The organism is Streptomyces sp. NPDC015346 (assembly GCF_043078785.1).
Classification (GTDB): domain Bacteria; phylum Actinomycetota; class Actinomycetes; order Streptomycetales; family Streptomycetaceae; genus Streptomyces.
This window is the reverse complement of record NZ_JBIBTW010000002.1, coordinates 1,048,382-1,060,902: the sequence shown is the minus strand read 5'-3', so window position 1 is coordinate 1,060,902 and position 12,521 is coordinate 1,048,382. Positions and strand designations below refer to the sequence as shown.

Sequence of the window (12,521 nt, the reverse complement as noted above, 5' to 3'; positions counted from 1 at the left end):
CCGTACGTCCGTACGGGGCGCCCGCGTCCAGGCGAGGATCAGTAGCGGTTGATCGCCGGCGGCGCGACGTACGCGGAGCCCGACAGACCCAGAGTCGCCTCGTAGATCTTCTTGTACGTGCCGTCCTTGATGTTCTTCTCGAGGATGTCGTTGATCTTGGTACGCAGGACCTTGTCGTCCTTGTTCAGGCCGATGCCGTAGGGCTCCTCGGTGAACGGCTTGCCCACGACCTTGAGCTTGCCGGCGTTGGCGGCGGCGTAGCCCTTGAGGATCGAGTCGTCCGTGGTGACGGCGTCGACCTGCTTGGTGAGCAGCTGCTGCACGCAGTCGGAGTACTTGCCGAGCTCGACGGTCTGGGCACCGTACTCGGGCTTCTTGATCTCCTGCAGCGGGGTCGAGCCCGTGATGGAGCAGACCTTCTTGCCCTTGAGGCTCTCCGGACCCGTGATCGCGGTCTCGTCCTTGCGGACCAGGAGGTCGGCGCCGGCCTTGTAGTACGGACCGGCGAAGCCGACGAGCGCCTTGCGCTTGTCGTTGATCGTGTACGTACCGACGTAGTAGTCGATCTTGCCGAGCGAGATCGTCGACTCACGGGACTTCGAGTCGACGGTCATCCACTCGATCTTGTCCTCCGTGAAGCCCAGCTCCGCCGCGATCATCTTGGCGATCTCGACGTCGAAGCCGGACCGCTCCTTGGTCGCCTGGTCCTCGAAGCCGAGGTACGGCTGGTCGGCCTTGGAACCGATGATCAGCTTGCCGCGCTTCTGCGCCTCCTTGAAGGTGGGCGAGTCCAGCTTCACGTCGCTGGCGACGATGTACTTGGGGAGCTGCGGGGCGCTGGAGTCGCCGGGCTTCACGGCGGGCTTGTCGCCGGCGGAGCCCTCCTTGCCACCACAGGCGGTCGCGGTCAGGGCGAGCACGGCGACGGCCACGGCCGCGGACTTGCGGAGCTTCATGGTGAACATCCCTTTGTTCGTGGGTTGTTGATCGGCAGGTGAAGCATGGGGGATGACCGTCGTCAGTGGTGCAGGATTTTCGAAAGGAAGTCCTTGGCCCGGTCACTTCGGGGGTTGCTGAAGAACTCCTCGGGCGTGGCCTGTTCGACGATCTTGCCGTCGGCCATGAACACGACGCGGTTGGCGGCGGAGCGCGCGAAGCCCATCTCGTGGGTGACGACGACCATCGTCATGCCGTCGCGCGCCAGTTGCTGCATGACCTCGAGAACCTCGTTGATCATCTCGGGGTCGAGTGCCGAGGTCGGCTCGTCGAACAGCATGACCTTGGGGTCCATGGCCAGCGCGCGCGCGATCGCGACACGCTGCTGCTGTCCGCCGGAGAGCTGCGCCGGGTACTTGTCCGCCTGGGTGCCGACACCCACCCGGTCGAGCAGCGCGCGGGCCTTGGCCTCGGCGGCCTTCTTCTCCGTCCTGCGGACCTTGACCTGGCCCAGCATGACGTTCTCGAGCACGGTCTTGTGCGCGAAGAGATTGAAGGACTGGAAGACCATGCCGACGTCGGCGCGCAGCCGGGCCAGCTCCTTGCCCTCCTGGGGCAGCGGCCGGTCGTCGATGGTGATGGTGCCGGAGTCGATCGTCTCCAGGCGGTTGATGGTGCGGCACAGTGTGGACTTGCCGGACCCGGAGGGTCCGATGACGACCACGACCTCGCCACGGGCGATCGTCAGGTCGATGTCCTGGAGCACATGCAGCGCGCCGAAGTGCTTGTTCACGTTGGACAGCACGACCAGGTCGCCCGCCGCCGGTACGGCGTCCTTCGAGCCCTTGGTCACTGACACTCCGCTCATCGGCTTCTTGCTCCGTCCTCCTCGGTTGGGGAGGACACTAGGCACGCGGTAGGACGAGCGTCATTACATCTGAGCGGAAATTGAGGATAACGATCCGGCCGCAACCGGACACACTGGGTGAACGGGGCGGCGCACGCGTACCGGGTCCATAACGGAAACGCCCGGGTAACGGGGGGACACTTGACTGTGACGCCGACGATCAGCGTTCATGCCCTGGTGCCCAGCTGGTACACAGGGGGTCATCATCAGCACATGCGTCAGCGTCAGCACATGCGACAGCGTCCGGCCCGACCGCCCGGTTCTGTCCCCCGGCACGCAGGAGGAGGGTCATGAGACTGCTGCTCGTCGAGGACGACGATCACGTCGCCGCGGCCCTGTCCGCCGTACTGGCGAAGCACGGGTTCACGGTCACGCACGCCCGTAACGGCGAGGAGGCGCTCCAGGCGGTGCTCCCGGCGGCGCACGGCGAGCGCCCTTCGTACGGAGTGATCCTGCTCGACCTCGGTCTGCCCGATCAGGACGGCTATCAGGTCTGCGGCCGCATCCGTAAGCTCACCACCACCCCGGTGATCATGGTGACCGCGCGGGCCGACGTGCGTTCGCGCATACACGGGCTCAACCTCGGGGCCGACGACTACGTCGTCAAGCCGTACGACACCGGGGAGCTGCTCGCCCGGATCCACGCGGTCAGCCGGCGTGCCGCCGGAAGCGAGGAATCCGGCGGGTCCGGCGACGACGCGGCGCTCCGGCTCGGCTCCGTCGTCATCGAGCTGCCCACCCGCCGGGTCAGCGTCGACGGCGCCCCGGTCCAGCTCACCCGCAAGGAGTTCGACCTGCTCGCGCTGCTCGCCCAGCGGCCCGGCGTGGTCTTCCGGCGCGAGCAGATCATCAGCGAGGTCTGGCGCACCAGCTGGGAGGGGACCGGCCGCACGCTCGAGGTGCACGTCGCCTCACTCCGTTCCAAGCTGCGGATGCCCGCCCTGATCGAGACCGTGCGCGGCGTCGGCTACCGCCTGGTCGCCCCGGCCGCGTAACCGCCCGGACAACGGACCTCACGTGCGTACGCGTCTCCTCCCGCTCCTCATCGTCCTGATGGCCGGTGTGCTGCTCGCGCTCGGCTTCCCGCTCGCCGCCAGCCTCGCCGCCTCCGAGCAGCAGCGTGTGGTCGTCGACCGGCTCGACGACGGGGCGCGGTTCGCCGCGCTCGCCCAGTTCGTCAGCGAGTCCGACGCCGGCCCGGACGAGCGCCGTACGACGCTCCGCGGCGAACTCGCCAGTTACCACGACGTCTACGGCATTCGTGCCGGGATCTTCTACCGCGACAACCGTGCCATGGCCGCCGCGCCCGAGGACTGGGTGGTCCCCTCGGAGGGGGAGGGCCGCCGGGCGTTCAAGGAGGCGCTGCTCGGTCGCCGCAGCCATGACCCGCCGCAGGTCTGGCCGTGGCAGCCGGACGCCCGCCTCACCATCGCCTCGCCGGTCGTACGCGACGGCGACGTCGTCGCCGTCGTGGTCACCGACTCGCCCACCGGGCAGCTGCGTTCCCGCATCCTGGCCGGCTGGCTGATCATCGCGGCGGGCGAGTCCGCCGCGATGCTGCTCGCCGTCGGAGCCGCCTTCCGGCTCACCGGATGGGTGCTGCGACCGGTTCGCGTGCTCGACGCCGTCACCCACGACATCGCCACCGGCCGGATGAAGTCCCGGGTCGCCGCGGCCGGCGGACCGCCCGAACTGCGCCGCCTGGCCCGCTCCTTCAACGAGATGGCCGACAACGTCGAAGACGTCCTCGAACAGCAGCGGGCCTTCGTCGCCGACGCCTCCCACCAGTTGCGCAACCCGCTCTCCGCGCTGCTGCTGCGCATCGAGCTGCTCGCCCTCGAACTCCCCGAGGGCAACGAGGAGATCGCCTCCGTACGTACCGAGGGCAAGCGGCTCGCACAGGTCCTCGACGACCTGCTCGACCTCGCGCTCGCCGAGCACGCCGCCGCCGACCTGCGGCTCACCGACATCGGCGCCCTGTCGGCCGAACGGATCGCCGCCTGGCGCCCCCTCGCCGAGGAGAAGGGCGTCCGGCTGGTCGGGGACGGCCGGGCGGTGACGGCGTGGGCGGACCCGGTGGCGCTCTCCAGCGCCCTGGACGCGGTGATCGACAACGCGCTGAAGTTCACGCCGGCCGGCGAGGAGGTCACCGTCACCGTGGCGTCCGAGGGAGACACCTGCACGATCGTGGTCGCGGACCACGGGCCAGGGCTCACGAGCGAGGAGCTGGAACGGGTCGGGGACCGCTTCTGGCGCAGCAACCGCCACCAGAACGTCAAGGGGTCCGGCCTCGGTCTGTCCATCTCCCGGGTGCTGCTGGCGGCGGGCGGCGCCTCGATCGACTACGCGCCGAACGAACCGCACGGGCTGCGGGTGACGGTCACGGTGCCGCGGACGGCGCCGCAGGGGCGCTGAGGGCGCTGAGGGCGTTCCGAGAGTCTCTAAGGGCGCCCTTCGGCGTCGGCGGCCCCTACGGCTACGGCCACGGCTAGGGCTAGGGCTACGGCTACGGCTTCACCGAGCGGTAATAGCGCCGCGCGCCCTCGTGGAGCGTCAGCGGTTCGGTATAGATGGCGGTCCGCAGATCCACCAGTTGCGCGGGGTGGACCTGGCTGCCGATCCGGTCCCGGCTTCTGATCACGGTACGGGTGAAACCCTCCACCAGTGCCGGATCGGCGGTGGCCGTCGTGACCAGGAGGTTCGCCACGGCCAGGGTCTTCACCGGCTGCCCGTTCTGGGCCTTGGTGTAGGCGTCCGCCGGGATGACCGCCGAGCGGTAGTGGCGGGTGGACTCGCTGACGTCGTGGAGGTTGTCCACCAGGGCCGCGTCCAGCGGTACGAGCCGTACCGGAAGGCGCTCGGAGAGGGTCTGCACGGCATGGGTGGGCAGGCCGCCGGACCAGAAGAACGCGTCCAGCCGCCCCTGCTCCAGAAGGGCCGGCATGGTGTCGATGCCCGCCGAGACCGGCTGGATGTCGACGTCGGGAGTGAGGCCGCCCGCCGCGAGGACCCGGTCCGCGATGAGCCGGACGCCGGAGCCCTCCTGGCCGACGCCGACCCGCAGCCCGCGCAGATCGGCCACGGAGCGTACGGCGGATCCCTTACGGACCACCAGCTGCAGGTAGTCGTCGTAGAGGCGGGCACAGCCGCGCAGCCGTTCGAAGCCGGGTTTCCGGTCCCTCTGGTACTGGGCCACGGCATCGGCCGTGGCGATGGTGAAGTCCGCCTCGCCGGAGGCAAGGCGGGCGAGGTTCTGCTGCGAGCCCTCGCTGTTCTTGAGCGTTATCGACACATCCGGCAGGTCGCGGGCGAGCGCCTCCCGCAACAGCTTCCCGTAACGCTGGTAGACGCCGGTGGGCACGCCCGTACTGAAGGTGACGTGGCCGCTCGGTGTCTGCTTGCCGAACGGAACGAGCCACCAGATCAGCAGCCCGCCCACCACGAGCAGCGCCGCCGACACCTGCAGGAGGCGGCTACGGGCGACGCGGGACAGGGAGGCGAGCATGGCGCGATCCTGCCAGCTCACGCCCCGTGCTGGCCAGGGCGTGCCGATGAGGCCTTGGTGGCGAGGACCGCGTCGGCCCGCCCATGGCGTCACAACTGGGCCGCCTGGCTCCGCAGCCAGCCGAGGAGGAGAGCGATGCGGCTGTCCTGCTCGGGCGGCCTCGGGCTGAGCAGGTGGTAGCCGGTGCCGTCGGCGACGAGGCCGAAGGGCGCCACCAGCTGCCCACGGAGCAGATCGTCGTGCACGAGCGCGTACGGGCCGATGGCGACGCCGACGCCCGCGACGGCGGCCTGCAGCGCCAGGTAGAAGTGCTCGAAGGTCTGCTCCGCGGCGCCCTCGACGCGGGTGCGGGTGATCCGCCGCCAGTCGTCCCATGCCCCGGGCCGGGTGCTGGTGTGGAGGATCGTCAGGCCGGCGAAGCACTCCGCCCGGGAGCGGGACGCCGCCGCGGTGATCCGCGCCGCCAGCTCAGGGCTGCACACCGGACCGATCCGCTCGGTGAAGAGCGGCGCCCGGCTCACCGTCTCGGGCACGGGAAAGTCGTCGCGGCGCAGGGCCACGTCGATGGGGTCCCGTTCGAAGGAGACGGGACCGCCGCCCGCCGAGAGGTGCACGGTGAGGCCGGGCACCTGGGAGGCCAGGTCCGGGAGGCGTGGGATCAGCCAGCGCATCAGCAGGGTCGGTTCGCAGGACAGCGCCAGCGGCCCTCCGCGCTCCCGGCGCGAGACCTCCCGGGCGGCCGCGTCGACCTGGTCGAGCGCGTCACGGACGGCCGCGGCGAGGTGGCGGGCCTGCGCGGTCGGTCGCAGCGACCGGGTCCCGCGCTCGAAGAGCGTGGTGCCCAGGGCTTTTTCCAGCGACTGGATCTGGCGGCTGACCGCGCCGTGGGTGACATGGAGCTCTTGGGCGGCCCGGGTCATGCTCGCGTGCCGCACGGTCGCTTCGAAGGGGAGCAGGGAGTTCAGCGGAGGGAGGTCGGGCCAGCGCATGTGTGAAATCTACTCACAGATGCCGTGAGAAGGAATCGCTTGTCCAGCGGCTTTCCGAACGCCAGTGTTGATGTCGTCACGACGGGCGATCGGGGAGGGTGACACGGCATGAGGCTGGATTCGCGGCGTATGTGTATGTCGGCGGCTGAGGACCAGGCAGCCGCACGGGCCGATTCCGTGGCGAGCGTCGCCGTCCTCGCGGACGACCTGACCAGTGCGGGCGACGGGGCGGCGCCGTTCCGCAGAGCGGGCCATCGGGCCCGCGCCCTGCTCCACACACCTGGGACTCCGGGGATTCCTCCAACCCCCGAGGCCGACGGGACTCCCGAGACCTCCCCGCACGGGGCCGAGGGTGTGATCGCCGTCGATCTCGGCAGCCGGCTGCTGGCGGAGGCGGAGGCCGTGCGCCGGACGGAGCGGGCCGCCCGGGCGTTCGCCGGCGCCGGACTGCTCCTGAAGACGGTCGACTCCACGCTGCGGGGCCATCTCGCGGCGGAGATCCGCGCCGCGCACGCGGGATCGGGGCGGCGGTCCGTCGTGATCGCCCCCGCCTTCCCCGCGGAGGGCCGGACCACGGTGCGCGGCGTCCAGCACGTCCATGGTGTGCCGGTGCACGAGACCGACTTCGCGCGCGACCCGGCGCATCCCGTGCGCACCTCGGATCTCAGGGACCTCCTGCCGGAAGCCGCCGTCGTCGAACCGGACGAGCTGGGGCGGCTGCCCGACCTGATCGGCAAGGGCGGCCTCTTCGTCTGCTCGGCCGCCACCGATGCCGATCTCGACCGCCTGGTCTCCTCGGTCCCCCGGCCCGGGGACGTGCTCTGGGTCGGCTCTCCGGGGCTCGCCGCGGCCCTGGCCCGTCGCCATCCCCGTACCCCCGCCGCCGCGCCACCCCGCCTGCCCGCCGTCCACCGCCCGCTGATCGCCGTCGGCAGCGCGCATCCCGCGTCCCGGCGCCAACTGGAACCGCTGCGCGCACGGCAGGGCGTGGCCTGCGCGGACAGCGACGACCCCGCCGCGGCCGTCGACCTCCTGCGGCGAACCTCCGCGCCGATCCTGGTGGTCCACACCCCGGACGGGCGCCGTGCTCCCGCCGCCTCCGACACGCTCTCGCGCGACCTCGCCCGGGTGGTGCGGGAACTGGTGTCTGACGGGGCGGTCGACGGGCTGGTCCTGACGGGTGGGGAGACCGCCGTCATGGTGCTCGAAGCGCTCGGAACGGCCGGCCTCGAGCTGTACGACGAGCCGGAGCCCGGCGTCGCCCGCGGCCTGCTGCTCGGCCCGCCGACCCTCCCCGTCCTGATCAAGGCGGGCGGATTCGGTGACCGCACGACGCTCGACCGGCTGTGCCGGCTCCTCACCGCAGGCGGCACCGATCACACCGGTCAGGGAACGGGAGGCGACGCGTGAACCCCATCGCCGTCACCATGGGCGACCCGAACGGCATCGGGCCCGAGATCACCGTCAAGGCGTACGCGGACCCGCGGCGCCGGGTTCCCGTCGTCGTCATCGGCGACCCGGCCACCCTCGCCCGGGCCTGCCGCACGACCGGCACGGAACTGACCGTGCGGCCCGTCGCCTCGATCGCCGACGCCGCCCCCGCACCCGGTGTGCTGGAGGTCCTCACCGATGCCGAGGGGGCGCTGCCACCCGACCTGACGCTCGGCACGGTGGACGCCCGCGCCGGTGCCGCCTCCTTCCGGTACGTGCGCCGGGGCATCGAGCTCGCGCTCCGCGGCGAGATCCGCGCCCTCACCACGGCACCGATCAGCAAGGAGGCGCTGCGACTGGCCGGACTGCCCTACCCGGGGCACACAGAGATCCTGGCCGAGCTCTCGGGCACCAGGGACTACGCGATGATGATGGCCAACGACGACCTCCGGGTCGTCCTCGTCACCGTCCACCAGTCGCTGCGTACGGCTCTGGACTCGCTCACGACAGCCCGCGAGCTGGAGATCATCCGGCTTACCCACCGCACCCTCGCGCGCGGCGGAGCGGCCGGTGCCCGTCCGCGCATCGCCGTCGCCGCCCTCAACCCGCACGCGGGGGAGAACGGCCTCTTCGGACGCGAGGACCTCGACATCCTCGAACCGGCCGTCCGAGCCGCCCGGCGTGAAGGCATCGACGCCAGCGGACCCTGGCCCGCCGACACGGTCTTCATGCGGGCCCGCGCCGGAGAGTTCGACGCCGTCGTCGCCCAGTACCACGACCAGGGGCTGATCCCCGTCAAGTACCTGGGCCTGGAACAGGGCGTGAATATCACCATCGGCCTGCCCTTCGTGCGCACCAGCGTCGACCACGGGACCGCCTTCGACATCGCGGGCCAGGGCACCGCCGACCACACCAGCCTCCTCACCGCCCTGCACCACGCCGACGAACTGGCCGCGACCCGCCCCTCGGCCTCGGCCCCGGCCCCCGCCCCGGCAACAGCTCACGACCCGGAGGACCCTTGTGGACTTCATCTTCATGCTCACCCGTGACGACAGGACCGTCACGGACTGCCTCGACGTCCTCGACGCCGTCGGTCAGCTCGCCACCGGTCACATCGGTCACATCGGCCACATCGGGTTCAAGGACGTCGGCGTCGATCACGGAACACTCGCCCGGCTCCACCGGCGGATCAAGGACATGGGCGCCACCAGTTACCTCGAAGTGGTCAGCACCACGCGTGACGAGGCACTCGCCTCGGTGAAAACCGCCGTAGACCTCGGCGTCGACCGGCTCATGGGCGGCACCTGGATCGAGGAGACGCTCACCCTGCTCGCCGGCACGGGCATCGAGTACCTCCCCTTCGCCGGCGGGCCGCACGGCCACCCCACCCGCCTGGCCGGAGACCCGGCGCGCATCGCCGCCGACTGCCGCCGGGCCGAGGCGGCGGGCTGCGCCGGAGTCGACCTCCTCGCCCACCGGGCCGTCGACGCCGACCCGCTCGACCTCGTCCGTGCCGCCCGCGCCGCCACCACCGGCCGCCTTGTGGTGGCCGGCAGCATCACGACCGCCGAGCAGATAGCCGCCCTCGCCGCCGCCGGTGCGGACGCCTTCACCATCGGCTCCGCGGCCTTCGGCGGCGCACTCCGGCCGGACGCGGGCACCCTCCTGTCCCAGCTCGCCACCGCCGTCGAGGCGGCGGCCGCCGCCACCCGCTGACGGGCGCGGAGGGCGGGGGACGGCTCGGGGCGGGGCGAGCACCGGGCACCGCATACCCTTGTCCCATGACCAGCAGCGACCGGAGCCAGGCAGTGGACGTCCAGCGAACCTACGAAGTGCGCACCTACGGGTGCCAGATGAACGTCCACGACTCCGAGCGGCTCTCCGGTCTGCTGGAAGACGCCGGCTACGTCCGAGCCCCCGAGGGCTCCGACGGTGACGCCGACGTCGTCGTCTTCAACACCTGCGCCGTCCGCGAGAACGCCGACAACAAGCTGTACGGCAACCTCGGCCGGCTCGCTCCCATGAAGACCACGCGCCCCGGCATGCAGATCGCCGTCGGCGGCTGTCTCGCGCAGAAGGACCGCGAGACCATCGTCAAGAAGGCCCCCTGGGTCGACGTCGTCTTCGGCACCCACAACATCGGCAAGCTGCCGGTCCTCCTGGAGCGCGCCCGCATCCAGGAAGAGGCGCAGATCGAGATCGCCGAGTCGCTGGAGGCCTTCCCCTCCACGCTGCCGACCCGCCGCGAGTCCGCGTACGCCGCCTGGGTCTCGATCTCCGTCGGCTGCAACAACACCTGCACCTTCTGCATCGTCCCGGCCCTGCGCGGCAAGGAGAAGGACCGCCGCCCCGGCGACATCCTCGCCGAGATCGAGGCCCTCGTCGCCGAGGGCGTCTCCGAGATCACCCTGCTCGGCCAGAACGTCAACGCGTACGGCTCCGACATCGGCGACCGCGAGGCCTTCTCCAAGCTGCTGCGCGCCTGCGGGAACATCGAGGGACTGGAGCGCGTCCGCTTCACCTCGCCGCACCCCCGTGACTTCACGGACGACGTCATCGCGGCGATGGCCGAGACGCCGAACGTCATGCCGCAGCTGCACATGCCGCTGCAGTCGGGTTCGGACACCGTCCTGAAGGCGATGCGCCGCTCGTACCGGCAGGAGCGTTTCCTCGGCATCATCGAGAAGGTGCGGGCGGCCATCCCACACGCCGCGATCTCCACGGACATCATCGTGGGCTTCCCGGGCGAGACCGAGGAGGACTTCGAGCAGACGATGCACACGGTCCGCGAGGCACGGTTCGCCAACGCCTTCACCTTCCAGTACTCCAAGCGCCCCGGCACCCCCGCCGCCGAGATGGACGGGCAGATCCCCAAGGAGGTCGTGCAGGCGCGCTACGAACGTCTCGTCGCCCTCCAGGAGGAGATCTCCTGGGAGGAGAACAAGAAGCAGGTCGGCCGGACGCTGGAGGTCATGGTCGCCGAGGGCGAGGGCCGCAAGGACGGCGCCACGCACCGGCTTTCCGGTCGGGCCCCCGACAACCGGCTCGTCCACTTCACCAAGCCGGAGCAGGAGGTCCGCCCCGGCGACGTGGTGACCGCCGAGATCACGTACGCCGCCCCGCACCACCTGCTCGCCGAGGGCCCGACGGCGTCGGTACGCCGTACCCGCGCCGGCGACGCCTGGGAGAAGCGCACCACCGCGGCCGCCGCCAAGCCGGCGGGGGTCCTGCTGGGGCTGCCGAAGATCGGTGTCCCGGAGCCGCTTCCCGAGGCCGTGGCCCCCGCCTGCGGAAGCCACTGACCGCCTGACGTCGCAGTAGGCTGCGGATCATGCTTGTCGCCGCAGCCGTCTGTCCCTGCCCACCCCTGCTCGTGCCCGAGGTGGCTGCGGGGGCCGCCGACGAGCTCGACAGAGCGCGGACGGCGTGTTCCGACGCCACCGGGCTCCTGGCCGCGTCCAGGCCCGACCGGCTGTACGTCGTCGGGCCCACCGACCGGGGCGCCGTCGAGACCTTCCCCGCCGGTTCCGTCGGAGGCTTCGCCGGTTTCGGCGTCGATCTCTCCGTGCGGCTCGGTGCCGGACCGGCGGGAGAGCGCCCGCTGCCCGCCTCCCTCGCCGTCGGCGCATGGCTGCTGGACCGCGCCCGCTGGGCCGACGAGCCGATCGAGGGAATCGGCGTCCCGGAGCGGCTGGAGGCGGCCCGGTGCACCGCCACGGGCCGTGAGCTCGCCGCGTCCGCCGACCGCGTGGCGCTTCTCGTGATGGGCGACGGATCGGCCTGCCGGACCCTCAAGGCGCCCGGCTATCTGGACGAGCGCGCCGCCCCCTTCGACGCCGAGGCCGCCCGGGCACTCGGCGCGGCGGACCTGGACGCCCTGCGGGCGATCGACGCCGAACTCGCCCACGAGCTGAAGGCGGCCGGCCGGGCCCCCTGGCAGGTTCTCGCCGGCGCCGCCGAAGACGCGGGCCTCGAAGGCAGGCTCCTGTACGAGGACGCCCCCTACGGCGTCGGCTACATCGTCGCCGCCTGGTCGTAGGAGGAACGACGAACGACGAACGCGGAACGGCGGACGGCCGCGGAGCGAAGCGCTCCGCGGCCGTCCGCCGTGCGGAGGGTCGTTCAGGTGAGGCGGCCGGGCCTCAGGCGGCCGGTGGCGGCGTCGGGCCTTCGCCCTTCGCGTCGCCGTCCTTGTGGGCGATCCGGTCCAGCGCGTTCTTGGCCTTGCCGGTACCCGATTCGATCTTGTCGCTGTACTTGCCCTTGGTCTTCTCGTCGACCAGCTTCGCGGCCTTCTCCAGGCCGTGGTCGATCTTGTCCCCGTGCTGCTGGGCGAGGTCGGAGACCTTCTCCTTGGCCGGGGCGAGCTTGGCCTTCAGTGAATCCAGGAGACCCATGGGTCACCTTCCCTCCGGTGAGTCCGTATGCCGTCTGCCCTGTGTCCAGGACCTACTTCCGGGCGCTTTCGCCGGCCTCGTTGTCCGCGGCCTCCTCGGCCGACTGCTGCTTCGGGATCTCCACGGCCTCCGCCGTCTCCACCACGTCGGCCGCCGCGGCGGTCTCCCCGCGCTCGGCACCCTCCGCCGCCTCGGCGTCGGGAGCCTCGGTGGCAACCTCCGCGCCCTCCGCTTCGCCCGTCAGGGTGACGGCCTGGGCCTCCTCCGTTGACGCCTCGGCAGCTCCCTTGCCCTTGCGGCGAAACATTGCAAAAACGCCCATTTCCACTCCATAGCGTACTCGTGTGGGAGAAGCC

General features: G+C 71.3%; 13 protein-coding genes. 7 read left to right on the top strand and 6 right to left on the bottom strand.

Annotated elements, in window-relative coordinates:
* Positions 1–38: 38 nt before the first annotated feature.
* Together ACF06X_RS10685 and ACF06X_RS10680 are read right to left on the bottom strand one after the other, a co-directional pair.
* Positions 39–956, bottom strand: a complete 918-nt coding sequence (locus ACF06X_RS10685) for a glutamate ABC transporter substrate-binding protein (protein WP_392286841.1) — start codon at positions 954–956, stop codon at positions 39–41.
* 62 nt (positions 957–1,018) lie between these two features.
* Positions 1,019–1,804: an amino acid ABC transporter ATP-binding protein gene (locus tag ACF06X_RS10680; protein ID WP_392286840.1), complete on the bottom strand. Its 786-nt coding sequence runs from the start codon at positions 1,802–1,804 to the stop codon at positions 1,019–1,021.
* A 329-nt stretch (positions 1,805–2,133) separates the two neighbouring features.
* Here ACF06X_RS10680 and ACF06X_RS10675 point away from each other — a divergent pair, with 329 nt between their 5' ends.
* Both ACF06X_RS10675 and ACF06X_RS10670 read left to right on the top strand, forming a co-directional pair.
* Positions 2,134–2,838 carry a response regulator transcription factor gene (locus ACF06X_RS10675; RefSeq protein WP_392286839.1) on the top strand — a complete coding sequence of 235 codons (705 nt, stop codon included), beginning with the start codon at positions 2,134–2,136 and terminating at the stop codon, positions 2,836–2,838.
* Positions 2,839–2,860: 22 nt separating this feature from the next.
* Positions 2,861–4,258 carry an ATP-binding protein gene (locus tag ACF06X_RS10670; RefSeq protein WP_392286838.1) on the top strand — a complete coding sequence of 466 codons (1,398 nt, stop codon included), beginning with the start codon at positions 2,861–2,863 and terminating at the stop codon, positions 4,256–4,258.
* Between the two features lie 91 nt (positions 4,259–4,349).
* Here the strand turns inward: ACF06X_RS10670 and ACF06X_RS10665 are convergent, their stop codons facing one another.
* Positions 4,350–5,348, bottom strand: a complete 999-nt coding sequence (locus tag ACF06X_RS10665; protein WP_392286837.1) for a TAXI family TRAP transporter solute-binding subunit — start codon at positions 5,346–5,348, stop codon at positions 4,350–4,352.
* 89 nt (positions 5,349–5,437) lie between these two features.
* Positions 5,438–6,337 (bottom strand): LysR substrate-binding domain-containing protein, encoded by a 900-nt coding sequence (locus tag ACF06X_RS10660; RefSeq protein ID WP_392286836.1) that lies wholly within the window; start codon positions 6,335–6,337, stop codon positions 5,438–5,440.
* 135 nt (positions 6,338–6,472) lie between these two features.
* On the opposite strand from ACF06X_RS10660, the gene ACF06X_RS10655 reads away from it, so the two are divergent.
* From ACF06X_RS10655 to ACF06X_RS10635, 5 genes are all read left to right on the top strand, one after another.
* A complete protein-coding gene (locus tag ACF06X_RS10655; RefSeq protein WP_392286835.1) occupies positions 6,473–7,747 on the top strand; it encodes a four-carbon acid sugar kinase family protein in 1,275 nt (424 codons plus the stop codon).
* Entirely contained in the window at positions 7,744–8,817 is a 1,074-nt protein-coding gene (gene pdxA / locus ACF06X_RS10650; protein WP_392286834.1) for a 4-hydroxythreonine-4-phosphate dehydrogenase PdxA, read from the top strand. Before ACF06X_RS10655 ends, pdxA begins: the two co-directional genes overlap by 4 nt.
* The gene (locus ACF06X_RS10645) at positions 8,789–9,484 is read left to right on the top strand and encodes a HisA/HisF-related TIM barrel protein (protein ID WP_392286833.1); all 696 of its coding nucleotides are present in this window, start codon (positions 8,789–8,791) and stop codon (positions 9,482–9,484) included. Before pdxA ends, ACF06X_RS10645 begins: the two co-directional genes overlap by 29 nt.
* 65 nt (positions 9,485–9,549) lie before the next feature.
* A complete protein-coding gene (miaB, locus tag ACF06X_RS10640) occupies positions 9,550–11,070 on the top strand; it encodes a tRNA (N6-isopentenyl adenosine(37)-C2)-methylthiotransferase MiaB (RefSeq protein WP_392286832.1) in 1,521 nt (506 codons plus the stop codon).
* Positions 11,071–11,099: 29 nt separating this feature from the next.
* Positions 11,100–11,807 (top strand): class III extradiol dioxygenase subunit B-like domain-containing protein, encoded by a 708-nt coding sequence (locus ACF06X_RS10635; RefSeq protein WP_392286831.1) that lies wholly within the window; start codon positions 11,100–11,102, stop codon positions 11,805–11,807.
* Between the two features lie 103 nt (positions 11,808–11,910).
* On the opposite strand, the gene ACF06X_RS10630 is transcribed toward ACF06X_RS10635, so the two are convergent.
* On the bottom strand, positions 11,911–12,165 hold the full coding sequence (locus tag ACF06X_RS10630) for an antitoxin (protein WP_392286830.1): 255 nt from the start codon (positions 12,163–12,165) through the stop codon (positions 11,911–11,913).
* Between the two features lie 52 nt (positions 12,166–12,217).
* Entirely contained in the window at positions 12,218–12,487 is a 270-nt protein-coding gene (locus ACF06X_RS10625; RefSeq protein WP_392286829.1) for a hypothetical protein, read from the bottom strand.
* Positions 12,488–12,521: the final 34 nt, after the last annotated feature.

Coding starts and splice junctions, on each gene's coding strand:
- ACF06X_RS10685 (WP_392286841.1), bottom strand. CDS start 956: ATGAAGCTCCGCAAGTCCGCGGCCGTGGCCGTCGCCGTGCTCGCCCTG.
- ACF06X_RS10680 (WP_392286840.1), bottom strand. CDS start 1,804: ATGAGCGGAGTGTCAGTGACCAAGGGCTCGAAGGACGCCGTACCGGCG.
- ACF06X_RS10675 (WP_392286839.1), top strand. CDS start 2,134: ATGAGACTGCTGCTCGTCGAGGACGACGATCACGTCGCCGCGGCCCTG.
- ACF06X_RS10665 (WP_392286837.1), bottom strand. CDS start 5,348: ATGCTCGCCTCCCTGTCCCGCGTCGCCCGTAGCCGCCTCCTGCAGGTG.
- ACF06X_RS10660 (WP_392286836.1), bottom strand. CDS start 6,337: ATGCGCTGGCCCGACCTCCCTCCGCTGAACTCCCTGCTCCCCTTCGAA.
- ACF06X_RS10655 (WP_392286835.1), top strand. CDS start 6,473: ATGTCGGCGGCTGAGGACCAGGCAGCCGCACGGGCCGATTCCGTGGCG.
- miaB (WP_392286832.1), top strand. CDS start 9,550: ATGACCAGCAGCGACCGGAGCCAGGCAGTGGACGTCCAGCGAACCTAC.
- ACF06X_RS10635 (WP_392286831.1), top strand. CDS start 11,100: ATGCTTGTCGCCGCAGCCGTCTGTCCCTGCCCACCCCTGCTCGTGCCC.
- ACF06X_RS10630 (WP_392286830.1), bottom strand. CDS start 12,165: ATGGGTCTCCTGGATTCACTGAAGGCCAAGCTCGCCCCGGCCAAGGAG.
- ACF06X_RS10625 (WP_392286829.1), bottom strand. CDS start 12,487: ATGGGCGTTTTTGCAATGTTTCGCCGCAAGGGCAAGGGAGCTGCCGAG.